16 protein-coding genes and 2 pseudogenes are annotated in these 22,210 nt (G+C 33.3%); 6 read left to right on the forward strand and 12 right to left on the reverse strand.

What is annotated here, in order from left to right:
* Positions 1-57: 57 nt before the first annotated feature.
* The 4 genes from KTC92_RS10610 to KTC92_RS10625 all read right to left on the reverse strand — a co-directional run bounded on the left by KTC92_RS10610 (position 58) and on the right by KTC92_RS10625 (position 3,737).
* Positions 58-939, reverse strand: a complete 882-nt coding sequence (locus tag KTC92_RS10610) for a DNA-3-methyladenine glycosylase (protein ID WP_216302344.1) — start codon at positions 937-939, stop codon at positions 58-60.
* Between the two features lie 11 nt (positions 940-950).
* The gene (locus tag KTC92_RS10615; protein WP_220287509.1) at positions 951-1,373 is read right to left on the reverse strand and encodes a C-GCAxxG-C-C family (seleno)protein; all 423 of its coding nucleotides are present in this window, start codon (positions 1,371-1,373) and stop codon (positions 951-953) included.
* Between the two features lie 112 nt (positions 1,374-1,485).
* The gene (gltA, locus tag KTC92_RS10620) at positions 1,486-2,868 is read right to left on the reverse strand and encodes an NADPH-dependent glutamate synthase (protein ID WP_216302295.1); all 1,383 of its coding nucleotides are present in this window, start codon (positions 2,866-2,868) and stop codon (positions 1,486-1,488) included.
* Entirely contained in the window at positions 2,868-3,737 is an 870-nt protein-coding gene (locus tag KTC92_RS10625; RefSeq protein WP_216302296.1) for a sulfide/dihydroorotate dehydrogenase-like FAD/NAD-binding protein, read from the reverse strand. The genes gltA and KTC92_RS10625 overlap by 1 nt, the downstream gene beginning before the upstream one ends.
* A 377-nt stretch (positions 3,738-4,114) precedes the next feature.
* Between KTC92_RS10625 and KTC92_RS10630 the strand changes: the two are divergent.
* From KTC92_RS10630 to KTC92_RS10640, 3 genes and pseudogenes are all read left to right on the forward strand, one after another.
* Positions 4,115-4,297: pseudogene (locus KTC92_RS10630) on the forward strand (IS5/IS1182 family transposase); the annotation flags it as partial.
* Between the two features lie 718 nt (positions 4,298-5,015).
* The gene (locus KTC92_RS10635) at positions 5,016-6,782 is read left to right on the forward strand and encodes a reverse transcriptase domain-containing protein (RefSeq protein WP_220287873.1); all 1,767 of its coding nucleotides are present in this window, start codon (positions 5,016-5,018) and stop codon (positions 6,780-6,782) included.
* A 232-nt stretch (positions 6,783-7,014) separates the two neighbouring features.
* A pseudogene (locus KTC92_RS10640) lies at positions 7,015-8,262 on the forward strand (IS1182 family transposase); the annotation flags it as partial.
* A gap of 275 nt (positions 8,263-8,537) precedes the next feature.
* Here KTC92_RS10640 and KTC92_RS10645 read toward each other — a convergent pair.
* From KTC92_RS10645 to KTC92_RS10675, 7 genes are all read right to left on the reverse strand, one after another.
* The gene (locus KTC92_RS10645) at positions 8,538-9,704 is read right to left on the reverse strand and encodes an iron-containing alcohol dehydrogenase (protein WP_216302297.1); all 1,167 of its coding nucleotides are present in this window, start codon (positions 9,702-9,704) and stop codon (positions 8,538-8,540) included.
* A gap of 201 nt (positions 9,705-9,905) precedes the next feature.
* Positions 9,906-10,754, reverse strand: coding sequence for a 3-hydroxybutyryl-CoA dehydrogenase (locus tag KTC92_RS10650; protein ID WP_165412573.1), 849 nt, complete (start codon positions 10,752-10,754; stop codon positions 9,906-9,908).
* A 118-nt stretch (positions 10,755-10,872) separates the two neighbouring features.
* Complete coding sequence (locus tag KTC92_RS10655) at positions 10,873-11,880, reverse strand: electron transfer flavoprotein subunit alpha/FixB family protein (RefSeq protein ID WP_216302298.1); 1,008 nt, start codon at positions 11,878-11,880, stop codon at positions 10,873-10,875.
* A 20-nt stretch (positions 11,881-11,900) separates the two neighbouring features.
* Positions 11,901-12,683 carry an electron transfer flavoprotein subunit beta/FixA family protein gene (locus tag KTC92_RS10660; protein ID WP_216302299.1) on the reverse strand — a complete coding sequence of 261 codons (783 nt, stop codon included), beginning with the start codon at positions 12,681-12,683 and terminating at the stop codon, positions 11,901-11,903.
* 14 nt (positions 12,684-12,697) lie between these two features.
* Positions 12,698-13,837, reverse strand: coding sequence for an acyl-CoA dehydrogenase (locus KTC92_RS10665; protein WP_165412576.1), 1,140 nt, complete (start codon positions 13,835-13,837; stop codon positions 12,698-12,700).
* 82 nt (positions 13,838-13,919) lie between these two features.
* Positions 13,920-14,699, reverse strand: a complete 780-nt coding sequence (locus KTC92_RS10670) for a short-chain-enoyl-CoA hydratase (protein ID WP_165412577.1) — start codon at positions 14,697-14,699, stop codon at positions 13,920-13,922.
* Positions 14,700-14,892: 193 nt separating this feature from the next.
* The gene (locus KTC92_RS10675) at positions 14,893-15,531 is read right to left on the reverse strand and encodes a redox-sensing transcriptional repressor Rex (protein WP_165412578.1); all 639 of its coding nucleotides are present in this window, start codon (positions 15,529-15,531) and stop codon (positions 14,893-14,895) included.
* 281 nt (positions 15,532-15,812) lie between these two features.
* On the opposite strand from KTC92_RS10675, the gene abc-f reads away from it, so the two are divergent.
* The gene (abc-f, locus tag KTC92_RS10680; RefSeq protein WP_216302301.1) at positions 15,813-17,738 is read left to right on the forward strand and encodes a ribosomal protection-like ABC-F family protein; all 1,926 of its coding nucleotides are present in this window, start codon (positions 15,813-15,815) and stop codon (positions 17,736-17,738) included.
* Between the two features lie 62 nt (positions 17,739-17,800).
* Here abc-f and KTC92_RS10685 read toward each other — a convergent pair whose 3' ends face one another.
* On the reverse strand, positions 17,801-19,072 hold the full coding sequence (locus tag KTC92_RS10685) for a M14 family metallopeptidase (protein ID WP_216302302.1): 1,272 nt from the start codon (positions 19,070-19,072) through the stop codon (positions 17,801-17,803).
* Positions 19,073-19,341: 269 nt separating this feature from the next.
* On the opposite strand from KTC92_RS10685, the gene KTC92_RS10690 reads away from it, so the two are divergent.
* Together KTC92_RS10690 and KTC92_RS10695 are read left to right on the forward strand one after the other, a co-directional pair.
* Positions 19,342-20,691 (forward strand): TIGR00366 family protein, encoded by a 1,350-nt coding sequence (locus tag KTC92_RS10690; RefSeq protein ID WP_216302303.1) that lies wholly within the window; start codon positions 19,342-19,344, stop codon positions 20,689-20,691.
* Between the two features lie 172 nt (positions 20,692-20,863).
* Positions 20,864-22,210 carry a short-chain fatty acid transporter gene (locus KTC92_RS10695; RefSeq protein ID WP_220287276.1) on the forward strand — a complete coding sequence of 449 codons (1,347 nt, stop codon included), beginning with the start codon at positions 20,864-20,866 and terminating at the stop codon, positions 22,208-22,210.

Raw genomic sequence — 22,210 nt, forward strand, 5'->3', positions numbered from 1 at the left:
TGTATTTATCTCAATAGTAACTCATAGTTTTATATAGTATTACTTGCTTTGCTTAATTTATTCTATTTTAATATTATTTTCTCTTGCATAATAAAACAAATACTGTTGTGCAAAACCTGCTAAGTTTTCAAATTTGTCTCTAGCGAAGGTCCTTATTTTAGGTAGAGAGACATCTGGTGCTAAATAAAAAAATTGCATCGCCCTCTTAACCCACACATCCACTGGGAAAGCAGAATATTTTTGCATAGAAAATAACATAATACAATCCGCCACTTTTGGGCCTATTCCACTAAGTTTTTTTAGTTCTTCATGGCAAATATCATCTTCCGCGGCTTTAATAAGCTCCAAATTCACTTCACCAGTATATACCTGATGTACTGTGTTTTTTACATATTTAGATCTAAACCCCAGACTACAACTCTGAATTTCTTCTATAGTAGCTTCTTCTAAATCTGCAGGCGTTGGAAATGTGTAGTACGTTTTCCCCTTATATTCTATTGGTTTTCCCCATTTTTTGCTCAAATTGTTTATAGCTCTTTTTATCATTGGGATTCTATTATTTGAAGAAATTATAAATGATATGGTAAGTTCAAAAGGCTCCTGCTGCAATAATCTAATGCCATACCCGAAATCAACAGATCTTTTAAGAAGAGGATCCATCTTAAATTTCTCTTTGATAACTGTGTAATTTCTTTTAAGGTCAAAATAATCACACCAAATCTCATTAAATTCTTCCTCATTTATATTATATATCTTTACTTGCGTCCCCTTTTTTTCTACTTCTATTACCTTCCCATATGCTACCCCTATGTAATTGCCATTAGGCTCCTTGTCCCATCTAAAGCATTGCCCACATTCGAATATATGGTCTAGTTCAAAGTTCTCTACATCTTTTATTATAATGCCTTCATTAAATGATTCAATATTTTTGTAATCCATAATTTTTCCTTTCATTGAGTTAAATTATTAACTTTTAATTCGCGTATCACAATTTCATCTAATATTTCAGTAGCAGTTTCAATCATTACCTTGCAACTACCATCCTCTTTTTTATATTTTGCTTTAAGAGCCGCGCAATTATTCGTGCTTAACTTTGATTCAAATTTTTGGAAGAATTCCTGACATAGTCTTTTAACTCTATCACCTTCATGCGCTTTTTCTTTAGTAAATAATATACCTATAACTGCCAAAGAACCTGTTATTGCTCCGCATACGCTCTCAATACCCATTCCTCCACCAAAGGATGACATAGTTTTAAACGTTTCGCTTTTTAATTTCATATTATATTCATCACTAGCAGCGTAAATCATCACCTCAGCACAACTTAAATCATATTCCTTAGTGTAATATTTATTTATTTTATCTATTAACATAATATACCTCCTCCTATGCAATATTATTATACCAAATAGTTGTTACCTGTCCTCACTTTTTTAAAACAAACTCCATAAACCTTTGTTTATGGAGTTTGTAATTTAAAAATTATTATTTTGTTAACATTCCATCTATAGCTTTAGCAGCTTTTTTACCTGCTTCCATAGCTAATATAACTGTAGCAGCTCCTGAAACAGCATCTCCACCAGCATATACATTCTTTTTAGATGTTAATCCTGTTTCATCTTCTGCAACTATGCACTTCCATTTATTGATTTCTAACCCTTCTGTTGTTAAAGGAATTAATGGATTTGGTGATGTACCTAGAGACATTATAACCGTATTTACATCCATTATGAATTCCGACCCTTCAATCGCTATAGGTCTTCTTCTTCCTGATGCATCGGGTTCTCCTAGCTCCATTCTTATACACTTCATGCCTATAACATTCCCTTTTTCATCTCCTAGGATTTCAATTGGATTCACAAGTAAATCCATTATAACTCCCTCTTCTTTTGCGTGATGCACTTCTTCGGCTCTTGCAGGAAGTTCTGATTCTGATCTCCTGTACACTATGTGCCCTTCTGCTCCAAGTCTCACTGCTGTACGCACAGAGTCCATAGCAACATTTCCTCCACCTACAACAGCAACCTTTTCACCTGTTCTTATAGGAGTCTGATACCCCTCTTTAAATGCTTTCATCAAATTGCTTCTAGTTAAATATTCATTAGCAGAAAATACTCCATTTAAATTTTCTCCTGGTATTCCCATGAACATTGGAAGTCCAGCACCTGAACCGATAAATACAGCTTTAAAATCTTCTTCTTCCATCAGCTGATTTATTGTTACAGTTCGTCCTACTATCACATTCGTTTCTAATTTAACTCCTAATTTCTTAACATTTTCAACTTCATGTTTAACAACTGTATCTTTTGGCAACCTAAACTCTGGAATTCCATATACCAAAACTCCACCAGCTTCATGAAGTGCTTCAAAAATAGTTACATCGTACCCAGCTTTAGCTAAATCTCCTGCGCAGGTAAGTCCTGAAGGACCACTTCCGATTACCGCAACCTTAATGCCATTTTTAGGTTTTGTTTCTGAAAGGTCAACATTATGCTCTCTTGAATAGTCACCTACAAATCTTTCAAGTTTACCAATAGCTATGGCATCTCCCTTTATTCCTAATATACATTTGCTTTCGCATTGAGTTTCTTGTGGACAAACTCTTCCACAGACTGCTGGTAACGCACTATATTTTGCAATTACCTTAACTGCCTCTGTAAATTCTCTATTTTTTATGTGAGCTATGAACCCAGGAATATCTATTGCTACTGGACATTTTCCAACACACATTGGCTTTTTACAATTTAAACACCTTGTAGCTTCCTCAACTGCTTCGTCCTCTGTATATCCTAAACATACCTCTTCAAAATTAGTTGCTCTTACTTTTGGATCTTGTTCCCCTATTGCAACTCTGTTCATTTTACCCATTATTTAGCACCTCCTAAACCGCAGCCTGCTTTAATGCCTTCACCTTTAGAACTCTCTTGAGTTTTGTACATTGTTTGTCTTCTCATTGCCTCATCAAAATTAACTTTATGACCATCAAATTCTGGACCATCAACGCAAGCAAATTTAGTCTCACCATCTACAGTAAGTCTGCAAGCTCCACACATTCCTGTTCCATCAACCATAATAGGATTCATGCTTACAATAGTTGATATTCCAAGTTCTTCAGTCAATTTGCAAACAAATTTCATCATTATCATTGGTCCAATTGCAACAACTAAATCGTATTTTATGCCATCATTTTGAACTAATTCTTTTAATTTATTTGTGACAAGTCCCTTATATCCATATGAACCATCATCAGTACATGGATATACATTCCCTGCTACTTTCTTCATTTCTTCTTCCATAATTACATAATCTTTAGCCTTTGCGCCTATTATTACGTCTGCCTTAATACCTTGATCTCTGAGCCATTTAACTTGAGGGTAAACTGGTGCAGTTCCTAGCCCGCCAGCTACAAACACAATTTTCTTTTTCTTTAAATCTTCAATGCTCTCACTCATTAATTCAGATGCTTGTCCAAGTGGTCCTACAAAATCTGAAAATGAGTCACCAATTTCATACTTTTCCATTTCTTTTGTTGAACAACCTATTGTTTGAACTACTATAGTTACTGTACCTCTTAACGCATCATAATCACTAATTGTTAAAGGTATTCTTTCGCCTTTTTCATCCATCTTTATAATTATAAATTGACCTGGTTTTGCTGATTTAGCTACTCTCGGAGCCTCAATATCCATTAAGAATATCTGAGGTGCTAATGCTCTCTTTTCGACTATTTTATACATTTTTAATCCTCCATATTCATCTATGATTTTGGTCTGCCTATGTTCCTACACTAAAACCTTCGTTATTATATATTCATTTTACCACAAAAATCTAAATTATATATTTGTTAAAATACATTTTACATTATCTCTATTTTGTCAAAATAAATTTCACTTGAAATTTTTATTAGAGTGAAAATACTAAGTCAAAATAGACAGGTAGTAAAGAGTATTAAATACTAATGCTCTTTACTACCTGTCCCAGACCGTTGACAAACATAAAATGTAAAACACTCTAATTTAAAATTGGAGTGTTTTTTTCATATTCAAAAAGGATTTTAGGACATCAATGTCGAATATATATAGGATACAAACTTTATAATTCGGAGGGCATTATTATGATTAATGAAAAGAACTTCACACAACAAAAACTAGAAATGGTGTATTTAGAAGATTTAGTTCCTAAAGACCATATTCTGAGAAATATAGATAAATACATGGATTTCTCTTTTATAAGAGAACTGACTAAAAAATATTACTGCTTAGATAATGGAAGACCTGGCGTAGGTGCGACCTTAATTACAGCATAATATCCTCGTAGTAGAGTGAACACTGCTGTAGACCTACAATTATTATTGTAGGTAACTAATATTTTCGAGACCAGCATGAGAGCCTAATATCTTATGGATACTGAGTCTGACTAATACTCCTGCCAGCCTTGCAGTAATGTAACGTTGCGAAGCATAGGTGAAGACGGAGACACTGGCAGTAATGCTACACTTCGGGTCCAGTCATATATGGTTATAATTTCCTTGTATTTAAATTTCGTAACAGATAATCCCTATCCCTAGTTCAGATGGGAGGGTGTAAAAATTTTTTTACCTCAATGTATGTCTACGCGTGCAGAAGGGGGACGACCTTATGGTGGTTGGAGAATGCGTGTGAGACGTATCCAGGTAAGAACTGAAAAGAACGGAATATAGAGGAGACCTAAGTATGATATATAAAGCGAAAATATTGGGAAAGGTGATTGACCTAATTACACTCCGTGTAATAATAATTGGGGACTGATTGCACCGAAAGGGTAAATCAATAAAGATTATGAATGGGTTAACAGCGAGGCTGTAGTACCGTTAGTATCCTATATTAAGAAATATAGGAGAGGAAAGAGCCTTAGACGTGTGATGTATATAAAATAATTTGTAAATTTCTAATTCGCCAAATTAGATGAAAGAGACTATTCGTACAGAAATGAGGAGAGTCAGACTAACGAGTATAAATAATATTTACTTCATAGATATGAAACAGAGATTTGAAGATTTTAAAAATGGAAATATAGATTTGCGTAATTTAAGTCCTTTAGTTTATTCCGAAGAGAATGTTATGCTAGCAGTACGTCAACTTAGCAAGGGTAAAGGAAGAATGACAAAAGGACCAGATGGTTCTAATTATGATACCATAGCAAAAACGAATTTTATTGAGTTAGGTATGATAGTAAAAGACCGTTTACTTAATAAAAAGATGGATTATGTTAAACGTATTTATATTCCTAAAGGTGATGGTAAGAAACGACCTATTGGCATATGCACAATCTGGGATAAGCTTGTTGAGAAGTGTATTCAGCTAGTATTAGACCCGTACTGTGAAACTAAGTTTGTTCCTAGTTCCTTTGGATTTAGGGAGCAAGTATCAACACATAATGCAATAGCAAAAGTTAAAAACCAAACTAATGTTATGCCATATGTCTTATCTGTAGACATGAAGGATTATTTTGGAACTATAGACCCTAATATTATGTATAGGGAACTATGGCATATGGGAATACATGACCAAGTAATATTAAACTATATTTATCGTTTTATTAAGAAAGGTTACCTAGAAGCAGGGTGCAAAATCTATGACCCGAAGGGTTCTGCACAAGGTAGTATTATAGGACCATTATTATCAAATGTGTACCTTCATCGTTTTGATGTATGGTTGCGAGATCAGGGTGATGATTGGCATGATAAAAGTGTTAATAAGTTTCATAATATAGACAATAGACGTTCAAATATGAGAAGAACTAATTTGAAAATTGGTATCCATGTAAGGTACGCTGATGACATTTTAGTTTTATGTAAGAGTAAGAGTGATGCTGAAAAGTTTAAATATAGTGTAACGAAATATCTTACAAAAAATATGAAACTTATTATTAATGAAGATAAAACTAAAATTTATGATTTAAAGAAAGAAAAGATGAAATATCTGGGCTATAATTTTAAGCTTTATCAAAAACGTAGTAGAATAAGAAATGGTAAGGAGCTAATGGTAATTAACAGCTTACCAAAGGATAAGGGGAATTTAATAGTAGAAGAATGTTGTAAAAGACTTAATGATATTAAAAAAATACCTAGTTATGAGAACATCATGGCTTGGAATGTATATATTATAGGATTACATAATTACTATAAAGGTATGAATGAGTTTAATAAATGTTTTGGAAAGTTAGGATGGCGAATTTACAAAAGGTTTTATAATACAATGGAAGGTCGAATTAAGTTTATAACAGAACAAAAAATCAAGAATAATTTTAGAAAGGGTACATATAAAAGTTGGGGTAAAACAGGATACTACATGTTGTATGATATACCAATTGTTCATATAGAATGGGCTAATTGGGAATATAAATTAGTGAGTGCAATAAAAGGTAAAATATGTAGAATCAATCCGTACGATTATGGTGAAAAGAAAAACCATAAGCCTGGTGTATCTCTTAATGATATTAAGTACCTTGTAGAGAGTGCTAAATTATCTCGTCAGGCAAGTAGATTTAGTCAATTTAGAATTAGTAAATATAGTTCGTTACATGGATTGAGTCATATCTCTGGGGAAGTAGTTCCAGTAGAAGATTATCATTGCCATCATATAGTGCCTTGTAATAAGGGTGGTAAAGACGATTATAATAATCTATGCATACTAAGTAAGGAGCAACATATCATACTACATAGTAATAATAGAGCAAAATTATATGATGTGGTTGGAAAGAAGTATCATAAAAGGGTCGAAGAATTGATAAGTTTGCTATAAAAAAAAAAAAAAAAAAAAAAAAAAAAAAAAAAAAAAAAAAAAAAAAAAAAAAAAAAAAAAAAAAAAAAAAAAAAAAAAAAAAAAAAACTTGATTTCAAAAGTGGTTATAAATATATTTGAGTTTTCAGTTTGTCAGACGTTGGAACGCTGTATGCGATGAAAGTCGCCCGTACAGTGTGGGAAGGGGGAAAAGACCGAGGTAGTAATATCAGAGTCTTACCTATCTTCATATCCTATTATACTTTTTAAAATGCTGTTTATTGGGTACTTATTTGGAATAAAATCTGAACGACAACTTGTAAAGGACATTGAAGTAAATGTGGCTTATAGATGGTTTCTAGGACTAAGTCTTACTGATCCTATTCCAGATCATTCAACAATTAGCCAAAATAGACGTAGACGGTTTAAAGGTACAGATGTGTTTCAAAAAATATTTGACGAAGTAGTATTTAAGGCTATAAATCTTAAGATGGTAACCGGTAAAATACTTTACACAGATTCTACACACCTAAAAGCAAATGCTAATAAGCGAAAGCTTGTGAAAATTGAAGTTGAAAAAACGCCGAAAGAATATGTAGCTGAACTTAATAAAGCAGTGGAAGAAGATAGAATAAACCATGGTAAAAAACCTTTAAAGGAAAAAGAACCTGTTACCAAAATAAAAGAAACTAAAGTTAGCACAACCGACCCCGACAGTGGATATATGATGAGAGATGGCAAGCCGGAAGGCTTCTCATATTTAGATCACAGAACTGTCGATAGCAGACATAATATAATTACTGATGTGTATGTTACTCCTGGAAACATAAATGATGTTGATCCTTATATCGATAGATTAGATGTGCAAATAAAAAAGTTTAATTTTAATACAAAATATGTTGGTGCAGATGCTGGTTATGCTACAAATCTTATATGTAAAGAACTATATGAGAGGGAATTAAAATCTGTAATGGGATACCGTAGGTCTCCACATACAAAAGGAATGTACACAAAAAATAAATTCCAATATGTTAAAGAACAGGACATTTACGTATGCCCTGACTTAAGGGCTTTACATTATAAAACGACAACAAGAGAAGGATATAAAGAATATGTTGGTAATGCAAAATATTGCGAGATATGTCCAAATAGAGCTCAATGCTTTTCTGCAAAAAGCAAGTTTAAAACTATTAGAAGACATGTTTGGGAAACGTATAAAGAAGATGTTGTAAAGTTCACCAGAACAGATAAAGGCAGAAATATATATAGAAGAAGAAAAGAAACTATAGAGCGAAGCTTCGCAGATTCAAAACAACTGCATGGGCTTCGCTATTGCCATATGCGTGGATTAGAAAATGTGCAAGAGCAGTGTCTGCTTACAGCAGCAGTGCAGAATATGAAAAAGATAGCTAGCCTGCTATCTTTACTGTTTTTTGATTTTCTAACTAAGAAGATAGTTGTTATTTTAAATTTATCCATAACTCAAAATGCTATCGCATAATTGCATGTAAAAAACCCAGTATAATAAAAAAATTATACTGGGTTTGTAAACAACCTGAGACAGGTAGTAAAGAGTATTAAATACTAATGCTCTTTACTACCTGTCCTCTTATTAATCATTTAATTATTGTCTATTGGTACAATTTCATAATGTGCCTAATATTAAATCATCTCCTGCGGAGCTGCATATTAACGACTTCAGAAGGAGATTTATACTCCTACTTAAAGTAGGTACTCCCACTTATAGAATTGGGAGACTTTCCTTCTGAAATGTCGTTAAAATTTAACTTTTTCTCCTGTAAAGGTACAAGTTAATATCTTTTTCATTTCGCAAGTATTTATTGGTCTTGGGTTAGATCCTGTGCATGCATCTTTTATAGCATTTTCAGATATAAAATCTACATTTGCATCAAACTCTTCTTTTGTCATTCCGTTTTCCTTTAAAGAAGTTGGTATATTCATAGCTTTATTTAAATCTCTTATCATATCAGTTAATGAATCAATTAATTCATCTTCTGTATTTCCAGCTAAATTAAGACTTCTAGCAATTGTTGCATATCTATCTCCACAAGATTTTTTGTTAAAATCTATAACATATGGAAGTAATATTGCATTAGCTAAGCCATGTGCAACATGAAATACGCCACCTATTTTGTGTGCCATACTATGAGATATTCCTAGTAGTGCGTTGGAAAATGCCATTCCCGCAAGACATTGTGCAATGTGCATTTCATTTCTCGCTTCCACATCACCTTCAAATGATTTTAATATATTTTCTCTAATCATAGTTATAGCTTGTATTGCAAGAGGATCTGAAAAGCTTGACCTAAGTCCTGCTACATAAGCCTCAAATGCATGTGTTAATGCATCCATACCTGTATGTGCTACTAATTTAGGTGGCATTGTTTGAGCTAGTGCTGGGTCTACTATTGCTATATCTGGTGTTAAGTTGAAATCCGCTAAAGGATATTTTATTTTTGCTTTATAGTCAGTAATTACTGAAAATGCTGTAACTTCGGTTGCTGTTCCACTAGTTGATGGTATAGCTATAAATTTAGCTTTTTGTCTTAAGTCAGGAATACCAAATGGTATAACCGCTTGTTCAAAAGTAAATTCTGGATACTCATAAAAAATCCACATAGCTTTTGCTGCGTCAATTGGTGAACCACCCCCGATTGATACTATTAAGTCCGGCTGGAATTCTCTCATTACTGCTGCACCGTTCATAACTGTTTCTACCGATGGATCTGGTTCTACTCCAGTAATATGCTTAACTTCAATTCCAGCTTCTTTTAAATAAGCTTCAACCGTATCTAAGAATCCGAATCTTTTCATAGAGCTTCCGCCAGTAACTATTACTGCTTTTCTGCCTTTTAAGGTTTTTAACACCTCTAATGAATTTTCTCCAAAATAAATATCTCTTGGTAACGTAAATCTATTCATTATATTTCCCCCCATTTTTAAAAAATATTATATTCTTTTATACGTTTATGCCTAGTTGTTTGTACCAACTTTTGTCATTTCTTTGTTATATTGTTAATGATATATCATTAACAATGCAAAGTCAACATTAAAACAAGAGCATTACAACCCTCTACAAGTTGTAATGCTCTCTAAATTCATTGTTCATATTAAAATAATATCTTATTTCGAATAATCAAATATTCCCTTTTTAGTTTTTCTTCCTAGCAATCCGCCTCTAACATATTTTCTTAAAAGACTATGAGCTCTGTACTTATTGTCTCCTGTTTCAGTATATAAAACATCCATGATAGCAAGACATACATCAAGACCTATAAGGTCTCCTAGTGCTAGAGGTCCCATTGGATGATTAGCGCCAAGTTTCATTGCTTTATCGATATCTTCTGCAGATGCAACACCTTCTGCAAGTATTCCTACAGCTTCGTTAATCATTGGTATTAATATTCTGTTTACAACAAATCCAGGAGCTTCAGCAACTTCTACTGGATCCTTACCGATAGCAATTGCAATTTCTTTAACTGCATCGAAAGTTTCAGTGGACGTACCCATTCCTTTAATTATTTCTACAAGCTTCATCATTGGAGCTGGATTAAAGAAATGCATTCCTATAACTTTGTCAGGTCTATTTGTAGCAGCTCCTACTTCAGTTATAGACAGTGATGATGTATTTGATGATAATATAGTTTCCGGCTTACATATTCTGTCAAGTTCTGCAAAAATTTCTTTCTTTATTTTCATAATTTCTACAGCTGCTTCAACTACTAAATCACAGTCTGCTGCTAATTCCATATCAGTAGTTCCTGTAATTCTTGAAAGTATTTCTTCCATTTGTGCTTCAGTAATTTTTTCTTTTTTAACTAATCTTTCTAAATTCTTTTTAATTGTAACAAGTCCTCTATCAACAAATTCATCTTTAATATCTCTCATTATTACTTCGCAACCACTTACTGCGAATGTTTGAACAATACCCGCTCCCATAGTTCCAGCTCCAAGTACAAAAATCTTTTTCATAATAACACACTCCTTTTATTTTTTTAAAAACTAAAAGTAATAAATATTTTTAAAACTTACTCTAATGCTAAATTTCAGCATTAGAGCAAGTTCATTTAAATACTACTTTAAAATCTAATTATTTGTTTCTTAATGTATTAATCTGAGCTATCATTTCTGGAATAACTTTTATGAAATCTCCAGCGATTGCTACATCAGCAGCTTTCATGATTGGCGCTGTTGCATCTTTGTTTATAGCTATTATGAAATCAGAATCTTGCATACCAGCTAAATGCTGAATTGCTCCTGAAATACCGCAAGCTATGTATACAGTTGGTCTTACAGTTTTTCCTGTTTGACCTACTTGAACTGCTTTATCTATCCAACCATTCTCAACTGCAGCTCTTGATGCTCCAACAACTCCACCTATGGTAACTGCAAGTTTTTCAAGTAACGCGAAGTTTTCTTTACTTCCAACTCCACGACCACCAGATACTATAATGTTAGCTTCTCCGATATCCGCTAAAACTGAAGCAACTTTTACAACGTCTACTGTTTTAGTTCTGATATCTGATTCTTCTAAGTTTACAGTTATTTTTTCAACTGGGCAGCTTCTTTTTTCATCTCTAGCTAATTTTTCAAAAACTCCTGGTCTAATAGTAGCCATTTGTGGTCTATGTTCTCCACAAACTATTGTAGCCATTAAGTTTCCTCCAAATGCTGGTCTTGTCATCATTAGATTGTTGTTTTCTGTATCTATATCTAATGAAGTGCAATCAGCAGTAAGTCCTGTTGAAAGTCTTGCGGATACTCTTGGTCCTAAATCTCTTCCTAAATAACTTGCTCCTACAAATATAATTTCTGGTTTTCTTTCATTTGCAAGATCACATATTACTTTTGTATATGCATCAGTTGTAAAGTGGCCCAATAATGGATGGCTAGCAACTATTACTTTGTCAGCGCCATATGCTACTAATTCTTTAACCATATCATCTGTTTTATCTCCAAGTAATACAGCTGTTAATTCTTCTCCTAATTTATCTGCTATTTCACGTCCCTTACCTAAAAGTTCAAATGAAATCTTTTGAAGTTCTCCGTCTCTTTGCTCAGCAAAGACCCATACGCCCTTGTACTCTTCTATATTCATAACTTAATCCTCCCTGCTTCTTAGATAAAGTGATTTTCTTTTAATTTTGAAACTACATATAAAGCAGCTTCATTAGCTGGTAATTGTATTAATTCGCCTTTTCCCTTAGCTTCTTTGGTCATAGACTTTTTAACCTTTGTTGGTGAACCTTTAAGACCGAGAACAGCTATGTCTGCTCCGATATCTGCTGCATTCCAAACTTTTACTTCTTTATTTTGGAACATTTCAAAAATGCTTTTTATGTTCATATATCTTGGCTCATTCAACTCTTTTATTGCTGTTAAAAGAACAGGAGTCTTAACTTCTATATCTTCATATCCGTCTTCCCAAGCTCTTCTAACTTTTAATCCACCCTTAATTACATCAACTTTTTCAACATATGTTATTTGAGCAAGATTTAAATGTTCTGCTATTTCAGGTCCAACTTGCGCTGTATCTCCGTCTATAGCTTGTCTACCTGCAAACACTACGTCATAATCTAATTTCTTTAAAGTCGCTGCAAGTGCATGAGATGTAGCTAATGTATCTGCTCCTGCGAATGCTCTGTCAGATACTAATATTGCTTCATCAGCTCCCATAGCTAAAGCTTCTCTCAAAGCTTTTTCTGCTTGTGGGGGTCCCATGCTTATTACTGTCACATGTGCACCATGTTCATCTTTTAATCTTAAAGATTCTTCCAGTGCATTTTTATCATCTGGATTTATTATTGATGGAACGCCTTCTCTTATAAGTGTTCCTGTTTTAGGATCTATTTTAACTTCGTTTGTATCTGGAACTTGTTTTAAACATACAACTATATTCATTCCTTAATCTCCTCCTACTTTAATAAATTTCCAGCTATAACCATTCTTTGAACTTCTGAAGTTCCTTCATATATCTCAGTTATCTTAGCATCTCTCATCATTCTTTCTAATGGATATTCTTTAGTATATCCATATCCTCCGAAGATTTGAACGGCTTTAGTTGTAACTTCCATAGCTGTTTCTGACGCAAATAATTTTGCTCTAGCAGCTTCTACTGTATATGGTAAACCATTATCTTTATTCCATGCTGCTTTATATATTAAAAGTTTAGAAGCCTCAATTTTAACATCAAGTTCTGCAACCATCCATTGTAAACCTTGGAATGCTGAAAGTGGTTTTCCAAATTGTTTTCTTTCTTTCATGTATTTAGTAGCTTCATTTAGTGCGCCTTCTGCAATTCCTAGGGCTTGAGCCGCTACTCCGATTCTTCCTCCATCAAGGGTTTTCATTGCGATACCGAACCCTCTTCCTTCTTTTCCAAGCATGTTTTCTTTAGGAACTATGCAGTTTTCAAATACAAGTTCTGTAGTTGATGATGCTCTTATTCCTAATTTATCTTCGTGTTTACCAATTGAGAATCCTGGAAACTCTTTTTCAACTATGAAAGCAGTGATTCCTTTTGTTCCCTTAGTTTTATCAGTCATTGCAAAAACTACAAATGTATCTGCTACTCCACCGTTTGTGATAAATATTTTTGAACCATTTAATATATAGTTATCACCATCTAAAGTTGCTGTAGTTTGTTGACCTGACGCATCTGTTCCTGCATTAGGTTCCGTTAGTCCAAAAGCTCCTAGTTTTTCACCTTTTGCAAGTGGAACTAAATATTTCATTTTTTGTTCTTCTGTACCGAAAGCATCTATTGGGCCAGCACATAATGAAGTATGAGCTGATAGTATAACTCCTGTAGTTGCACATGCTTTTGATAATTCTTCAACAGCCATAATGTATGATACATTATTTCCGCCTGCTCCACCGTATTTAGTAGCAATTGGGATACCCATCATATGGTATCTAGCCATTTTCTCTACAGTTTCGCTAGGAAATCTTTCTGTCACGTCTATTTCCGCAGCTAAAGGTTTAACTTCGTTTAATGCGAACTCACTTACCATCTGTTTTACAAATTCTTGTTCTTTTGTCAATGCAAAATTCATGAACTTTCCTCCTCACTATTCTCTGAGACAAATAATAATCTTTAATTGTTATCTGCCTATTCTTTTTACAGAATACTTTTTATTACTTATTTTTAAAGCATTTTTCTGTTTTTTCAATAAATGCTGTCATTCCATTTTTTTGATCTTCAGTCGCATAACATTCTCCGAATATCTCTGATTCGTATGAAAGCGCTGAATCTATATCTATTTGTATTCCCTTATTGATTGCTGCCTTACAAAAGCTTACAGCAATAGGTGCTTGTCCTGCAATTGTATTTGCTAGTGCTTTAGCTTCTGATAATAAATTTTCTGGATCAACTACTTTATTTACAAGTCCAATTCTTAATGCCTCTTCCGCATTAATAATCTTTGCTGTATAAATTAGTTCTTTAGCCATTCCAAGTCCTACAAGTCTAGGAAGTCTTTGCGTACCTCCAAAGCCAGGAGTTATTCCAAGACCTACCTCAGGTTGTCCAAATTTTGCTTTTGAAGAAGCGATTCTAATATCACAAGCCATAGAAAGTTCACATCCTCCACCTAGCGCAAAACCGTTTACTGCAGCTATTATAGGTTTTTCTAAAGTTTCTAGTTTTCTGAAAACTTTATTCCCTAGATTTCCAAATTTCCTTCCACCCATAACATTAAGATCTTTCATTTCGGTGATGTCAGCCCCTGCTACGAAAGCTTTTCCTTCTCCTGTTAAGATCACTGCGTAGATTTTATCATCTTCAGCAATTTCATCTATTGCTAAATCTAGCTCTTTTAATGTTTCTGTATTTAATGCATTTAGAGCCTTTGGTCTACTAATTGTAAGTATTGCGACTTTGTCTTCTTTTTGAAGAACAATATTCTTGTATTCCATAACAATCAACTCCTTACGAATTAATCCATTCATTAAATATTTGTTAATAATATAACAAATAAACCTAAATGTAATTGAAGCCCTTCGCCTCAATTACATTATATCTCTTTATAGTAATTATTTCAACAAGAAATATTCATAATCTTTTAAATTAATCTTGTTGATTTCATAAACTTTATAAACTTTGTAAATTTTATGAATATGATTTGTCATTCATTAAACAACTAAGTGTTAGCAAGCTCTCACTTAAATGGACATTCTCCACAATGGTTTCTACAGGCACCTCTAAATCCACAGGTGCAAAATTCCATATACCTTTAACCCCATTTGCTACCATTATGTCACTAACTTTTTGAGCACTAATATGTGGAACACATATTACGCCAATATCTATTGGTGTCGCTTTAAGGAAACGCGCTAATTCATCTAAGTCTATTACTTCAACATCTCTAATTTTTAATCCTATAAGCTTTGGGTTAACATCAAAAATACCCGCCAAGTTAAATGATAGCTTTTCAAAATTAGTATAATTGGCAATAGCTTGCCCGATATTCCCCGCGCCTACTATTACCATCTTATATTCTTTTGAGAGTCCTAGTATTCCACTAATTTCATTCAACAATTCTTTAACATTATATCCGTATCCCTGTTGTCCAAAATCTCCAAAACAATTTAAGTCTTGTCTAATTTGAGATGCTGTAAACCCAATCTTTTCGCCCAATTCTTTCGAGGATATCCTATCTACATCATTTCTTAAAAGTTCTTTTAAATATCTATGGTATTTAGGCAATCTTTTAATAACTGCCATTGATATATTCTTTTTTCTTTCCACAATATACACTCCTCTACGAATATCATAAATTACATACTATCTATACTAACACACTATTATAAATTAAAACTACTTTTGCTATAAATTTAGTAGTTATTGTGAAATTATTACCATTATATATATATATATACTATTATTAAAAATTAATCTATATATATTTCTTTTTTACTACAAAAAATTAAATATAAATAGTACAATAATATATGAAGCAACTTTAATTAATATTTATAACTAATTAAGTTGAATTTTTTTAATACTACATAACAGGGAAGGTGAAAACAATGATAGTTTTAAGTTGCAAGGATATTCACAAAAGTTACGGCATAGATGTTATTTTAGACAAAATAACTTTAAGTATAAATGAAGGTGAAAAGATTGGATTTATTGGTGCTAATGGGGCAGGTAAATCTACGCTTTTTAAAATACTCACATCACAATTGGATTATGATAATGGTGAGCTATTTATAGATAAAAATAAAAAAGTTGGTTATCTATCTCAAAATCTTGAATTAACTTTAAGTAATACTATATATGAAGAAACTCTTTTAGTATTCCACGATCTATTAGGCCTCGAAAAAAGACTTAACAATTTAGAATCAAAAATGAATGAACCTTATGATACTTCCAAAGAAGAATATAATAATAGAATAATAAAAGAATATACATTAATCTGTGAACTTTACAATAACAGGGGCGGCTACACATATAAAGCTGAAATTAATAAGGTTCTCAAAGGTCTTGGCTTTATGGAAGAAGATTATAATAAGCCAATAAACATACTAAGTGGAGGTCAAAAGACTAGAGTTGCACTATGCAAATTATTACTTAAAAATCCCGATATTCTTTTATTAGATGAACCTACTAACCACCTAGACTTAGATGCTATAGAATGGTTAGAAGATTATTTGAAATCTTATAAAGGAACTATTTTTATAATATCCCACGATAGATTCTTTTTAGATGCTATTACCAATAAAACTTTTGAACTTACTAACGGTCATGTAGATTCTTATAATGGAAATTATACAAATTTTATTGATTTAAAGAAAAAAAATTATGAAGTTCAATTAAAAGCATACAATTTGCAACGCTCAGAAATAAAAAGGCAAGAGGACATCATAACTAGATATAGATCCTTTAATAGAGAAAAAAGTGTAAGAGCTGCAGAGAGCAGACAAAAATCCTTAGATAAACTCGACCGGGTTGATTCCCCCGACACAGCTCCTAGGGAAACTAAAATCAAATTTGAAACAGAAATTAAAAGCGGAAATGACGTTCTCCATGCAGAAAATTTATCAAAACGATTTGGAGACAATCTTTTGTTTGAGAATTTAAATCTAGATATAAAAAGATCCGAAAAGTTCGCTCTTATTGGTGAAAATGGTCGTGGCAAAACCACTCTTTTAAATATTATAATGGATAAAATTTCAAGTGATACAGGTATAAAAATATTGGGCAAAAATATTTTTGTAGGATATTATGACCAAGAACAATCAAATTTGAATCCAGAAAAAACTATAATAGATGAGGTTTGGGATGAATTTCCTAAACTTACTACCACAGAAGTACGTACTGCATTAGCTGCATTTTTATTCATAGGAGAAGATGTATTTAAAAGTATATCCACATTGAGTGGTGGTGAAAGATGTAGAATTAATCTTCTAAAAATAATGCTATCAAAATCCAACTTTTTACTATTAGATGAGCCAACAAATCACTTAGATATTATGTCTCGTGAAGCTTTAGAAGATTCGATACTTGGATATGACGGTACTGTTCTTGTAATATCTCATGATAGGTATTTCTTAAACAAGGTAATTACTAAAATACTTGAATTAAAACAAGATGGTCTTAAAGAGTATTTAGGTAATTATACTTATTATATAGAAAAAAAGAAAAACCCTCTAAGGTTCCAAGTAGAAGAAGCCTACGACGGCATGTCAAAAACTCAAATTAATCTTGATAAAAGAAAGAAGAGAGATGAACAAAAACTAGAAAAACAAAAGAAAATCGATTTAAAAGACCTAGAAGATAAAATTACCTCATCGGAACAGCGATTAGAAAAATTAAATAGTGATCTTTGCCTTGAAGAGATTTATTCAAGTCCTAGTCGGAGTGTTGAGACAAACAATCAAATTTCTAGTATTAAAACCGAACTTGAAACTCTTTATGCAAACTGGGAAGACTTTATATCGGAAGTGGACTAAAAATTAAGGCTCTTAGCACACAATCAAACATTTGTGGTCTAAGAGCTTTTTCTTTTAGATACCTAAATTAATGCCCCTTCTAATAAAACTTTAATATTGTCCTTATAAATTTTATTAAACTGACTTATTGGCAGAGGATTTTTTCCAATTCCGACCTCAATGGTATAACCCGGCCTTCTATATTTTTCTATAAACCAATCCTTATATCCTGCATAGCTTGTGATTCCATAGGTTTCTGCTAATTCATAACCACTTAAAGAGGAAAATATCTCTCCTATTTTTCTAGCCTCAGCACTTGCCAAATTTTGAAAATCCCAGTATATTACTTCCCCTTGGGTGTGATACGCTATTACTAATCTAAACCCATGTTTTCTTGTAAAATCTGCTACCGCTTTAGACTCTGATTCTGATTCTGGCGCAGTACCTGAATATCTTGTAGGGCCCGGTCCATATACGCCATAACTTTTTTCCGCGTCCTTTGATTTTTGCCACATAGCATCATAGTTATGATTAAGGTCTACACCGCGAATATTAGCACTCCATGTTTTAGAAAAATCAGAACTCCCATTATTCCACTTAATTAAATCATTGTAGTATGGGTTACTCCTCTCTAGGCCATTAAGCACTAAGTCAATCCCATCTGGATTTACCATAGGCATAATGTATATAGTACTTTTATTCCAGATATCTAAGGCACTATACCCTTCTATATTTTCACCTGTTGCATAGGCTTTAGAAAAGTTTTCAATAAACTTCATCAAAAGCACAGTAGTTATCCATTCAATAGCATGATGAGATCCATTATAAAAAACTTTATTGGGTCCATTACCGAGTTTCACATAATAAAGTTCTTTTCCAAGCTCACTCTTGCCGCCACTAGCCACTTCAATAAATGGGTATCTAGCCTTTAGCCCTTCTAAATCTTTTTTCATAATATCATAAGTGTAATCAATATTTGTATAAACTACATCTAATGAATATGGAACTATGATCACCTCTCCAACCTGCAAGTTGTTAGGATTTATTTGAGGATTTGCAGTAATTATACTTTCTACGGTCACAAAGTACTTACTTGCTATAAGGTATATTGTATCACCCGGTCTAATTCTATAAGTATCATAACCCATTAAAAATCTATTCATAAGTTTATAAGTATCATCATTTACTGTGCCTGTAGGTGATAAGCCAAAATATCTTTGAAACATCAATACTGCCTGTGCCGTTTTAGTTCCGTAAATTCCGTCTATTCCTCCTACATCATAGCCTAATTTATTAAGTAGTGCTTGTATTTCCATTACCGATGTTCCTCTTGAGCCTATTTTTAGGGTTTGCAACTTTTACCCTCCTAAATTTTTCTATAATACTATTATATGAATTTTAATAAAAATGTTGCAGGTTTTAACGAATAAAATACCACACCTATTTTTTTTGCCTCCTCCTTTGTATATAAATTTTCACTCATAAAAATATATTTCTCCTTTTTTGACTTATTATATGATGTCATGTATAATTTTGTCATACATATTAATATTTTTTCACAAAAAATCATAAATATGTTTTCTTGTATAGATTAATTTCACATAATAAAATAGGAGGAATAATAATGTTTAAAAAATTTACAAATGGTTGTGTTAATCTTGTCCAAAAGTATTTACCAGACCCATTCATATTTGCTGTAATCCTTACCTTTCTAGTATTAATTTTAGGGATGGTGCTTACTGGTCAAGGACCATTAGCTATGACTATTCACTGGAGTAAGGGTTTGTGGACGCTCCTCGCTTTTTCAATGCAAATGGCGCTAGTATTAGTTACAGGTCATGCGCTTGCCAATGCACCATCTTTTAAAAAGGGTCTTAAAATTCTTGCAAAAATCCCTAAATCACCAAGTCAAGCAATTATTCTTGTTACAATTATTTCTACTATAGCTTGCTGGATTAACTGGGGCTTTGGTCTAGTTATCGGAGCTATTTTTGCTAAGGAATTAGCTAAAGAAGTTAAAGGCGTAGATTATAGACTTTTAATAGCTTCTGCTTATTCAGGCTTTTTAGTATGGCATGCCGGTCTTTCTGGTTCTATACCACTAGTAGTTGCTACAGGTGGTCCTGAGGTAGTAAAAGCTACTGCAGGTGTTGTTACTTCACCTATACCAACCAGCGCTACATTGTTTTCAGGTTATAATCTAATTATATTAGCTATACTTTTAGTAACCTTGCCTCTTATAAACAAAGCTATGCATCCTGACACTGAACATACTATTACTATAGATCCAAAACTTTTGGTGGAGGAACCAATGATTATAATAGCTAAAGAAAAAATGACTCCCGCTGATAAACTTGAGAATAGCTCTATTATCTCAATGTTATTAGTAATTATGGGCTTTAGTTATATTATTTATTATTTTGTTAAAGGTGGTAGTCTTGATTTAAATATTGTTAATGCTATCTTCTTGTTCCTAGGAATTGCTCTTCATGGAACTCCTATAAGGTTTGTTAACGCAATTACATCCGCTGCTAAAGGAACTGCTGGAATTATACTTCAATTCCCATTCTACGCGGGTATTATGGGTATGATGGTTGGTACAAGTGCTAGTGGAATTTCTCTCGCAGGAGTTATGTCTACTTCTTTTGTTAGTATATCTAATCAACATACCTTCCCTCTATTCACTTTCCTAAGCGCAGGACTTGTTAACTTCTTTGTACCATCTGGTGGTGGACAATGGGCTGTTCAAGCTCCCATTATGATGCCCGCTGGTGCAGCTTTAGGTGTGCCTGCTTCAAAAACTGCTATGGCTATTTCATGGGGAGATGCATGGACTAACATGATTCAACCTTTCTGGGCATTACCCGCTCTTGGAATTGCCGGTCTCGGTGCTAAGGACGTAATGGGCTTTTGTATAATCGACTTATTATACTCAGGTGTTATTATTGGACTAGGGCTAATGTTTATATCATAATAGCTAAGGGACTGTCTCAAACTGATTAAAAGTTATTTTAAGTTTATATCGATACCTGTAGATCGGACACTTTGGTAAAAGTGTCTGATCTACAGGTACTTTTTTTGCATAATATAGAATATTGTTACATAGGAGCATTTTAAATTTATATAGCTAATAAGGGGGAATCAAAATGTTCAAAAAATTTACAAATGGTTGTGTTAATCTTGTCCAAAAATATTTACCAGACCCATTCATATTTGCTGTACTTTTAACATTCTTTGTATTAATTTTAGGCATAGTTCTTACTGGACAAAGTCCTTTGGCTATGACTATTCACTGGAGCAAAGGTTTGTGGACATTACTTGCTTTTTCAATGCAAATGGCATTGGTATTAGTTACAGGCCATGCTCTCGCCAATGCACCATCTTTTAAAAAAGGTCTTAAGACCCTTGCAAAAATACCTAAATCACCGAGTCAAGCAATTATTTTGGTTACACTTATTTCTACTATAGCTTGTTGGATCAACTGGGGCTTTGGTTTAGTTATTGGGGCTATTTTCGCTAAGGAATTAGCTAAAGAAGTTAAAGGAGTAGATTATAGGCTTTTAATAGCTTCTGCTTATTCAGGCTTTTTAGTATGGCACGCTGGTCTTTCTGGTTCTATCCCACTAGTAGTTGCTTCTGGTGGTCCTGAAGTTGTAAAAGCTACTGCAGGCGTTGTTACTTCTCCTATACCAACTAGTGCAACATTGTTTTCAGGTTACAATTTAATTATATTAGCTGTACTATTAATTACATTGCCTCTTATAAACAAAGCTATGCATCCTGACATTGATCATACTGTCACTATAGATACAAAACTTTTGGTTGAGAACCCAGTAGTTATAATAGCTAAAGAAGCAATGACTCCTGCTGATAAACTTGAAAACAGCACCCTTATCTCAATGTTATTAGCAATTATGGGCTTTAGTTATATTGTTTACTATTTTGTTAAAGGTGGTAGCCTCGATCTAAACATTGTTAATGCTATTTTCTTGTTCCTAGGAGTTGCTCTTCATGGAACTCCTAGAAGATTTGTTAATGCAATTACAGACGCCGCCAAAGGCGCTGCTGGAATTATACTTCAATTCCCATTCTACGCAGGTATTATGGGAATGATGGTAGGTACAAGCGCTGCTGGAATTTCTCTTGCAGGTGTTATGTCTACTTCTTTCGTTAGTATATCTAATCAACATACCTTTCCACTATTCACTTTTCTAAGTGCAGGACTTGTTAACTTCTTTATACCATCTGGCGGTGGTCAATGGGCTGTTCAAGCTCCTATTATGATGCCTGCCGGTGCAGCTTTAGGCGTACCTGCTGCGAAAACTGCTATGGCTATTGCTTGGGGAGATGCATGGACTAATATGATTCAACCCTTTTGGGCATTACCCGCTCTTGGAATTGCTGGACTCAGTGCTAAGGACGTAATGGGTTTTTGTGTAATTGACTTATTATACTCAGGTATTATTATTGGGTTAGGATTATTCCTTTTCTAG

The organism is Clostridium sp. CM027 (assembly GCF_024730565.1).
Taxonomy (GTDB): Bacteria; Bacillota; Clostridia; order Clostridiales; family Clostridiaceae; genus Clostridium_AD; species Clostridium_AD estertheticum_B.

Coding starts and splice junctions, on each gene's coding strand:
- KTC92_RS10625 (WP_216302296.1), bottom strand. CDS start 3,737: ATGTATAAAATAGTCGAAAAGAGAGCATTAGCACCTCAGATATTCTTA.
- abc-f (WP_216302301.1), top strand. CDS start 15,813: ATGATAGTTTTAAGTTGCAAGGATATTCACAAAAGTTACGGCATAGAT.
- gltA (WP_216302295.1), bottom strand. CDS start 2,868: ATGGGTAAAATGAACAGAGTTGCAATAGGGGAACAAGATCCAAAAGTA.
- KTC92_RS10645 (WP_216302297.1), bottom strand. CDS start 9,704: ATGAATAGATTTACGTTACCAAGAGATATTTATTTTGGAGAAAATTCA.
- KTC92_RS10655 (WP_216302298.1), bottom strand. CDS start 11,880: ATGAATATAGAAGAGTACAAGGGCGTATGGGTCTTTGCTGAGCAAAGA.
- KTC92_RS10690 (WP_216302303.1), top strand. CDS start 19,342: ATGTTTAAAAAATTTACAAATGGTTGTGTTAATCTTGTCCAAAAGTAT.
- KTC92_RS10695 (WP_220287276.1), top strand. CDS start 20,864: ATGTTCAAAAAATTTACAAATGGTTGTGTTAATCTTGTCCAAAAATAT.
- KTC92_RS10660 (WP_216302299.1), bottom strand. CDS start 12,683: ATGAATATAGTTGTATGTTTAAAACAAGTTCCAGATACAAACGAAGTT.
- KTC92_RS10650 (WP_165412573.1), bottom strand. CDS start 10,754: ATGAAAAAGATTTTTGTACTTGGAGCTGGAACTATGGGAGCGGGTATT.
- KTC92_RS10670 (WP_165412577.1), bottom strand. CDS start 14,699: ATGGAATACAAGAATATTGTTCTTCAAAAAGAAGACAAAGTCGCAATA.
- KTC92_RS10665 (WP_165412576.1), bottom strand. CDS start 13,837: ATGAATTTTGCATTGACAAAAGAACAAGAATTTGTAAAACAGATGGTA.
- KTC92_RS10610 (WP_216302344.1), bottom strand. CDS start 939: ATGGATTACAAAAATATTGAATCATTTAATGAAGGCATTATAATAAAA.
- KTC92_RS10635 (WP_220287873.1), top strand. CDS start 5,016: ATGAAACAGAGATTTGAAGATTTTAAAAATGGAAATATAGATTTGCGT.
- KTC92_RS10615 (WP_220287509.1), bottom strand. CDS start 1,373: ATGTTAATAGATAAAATAAATAAATATTACACTAAGGAATATGATTTA.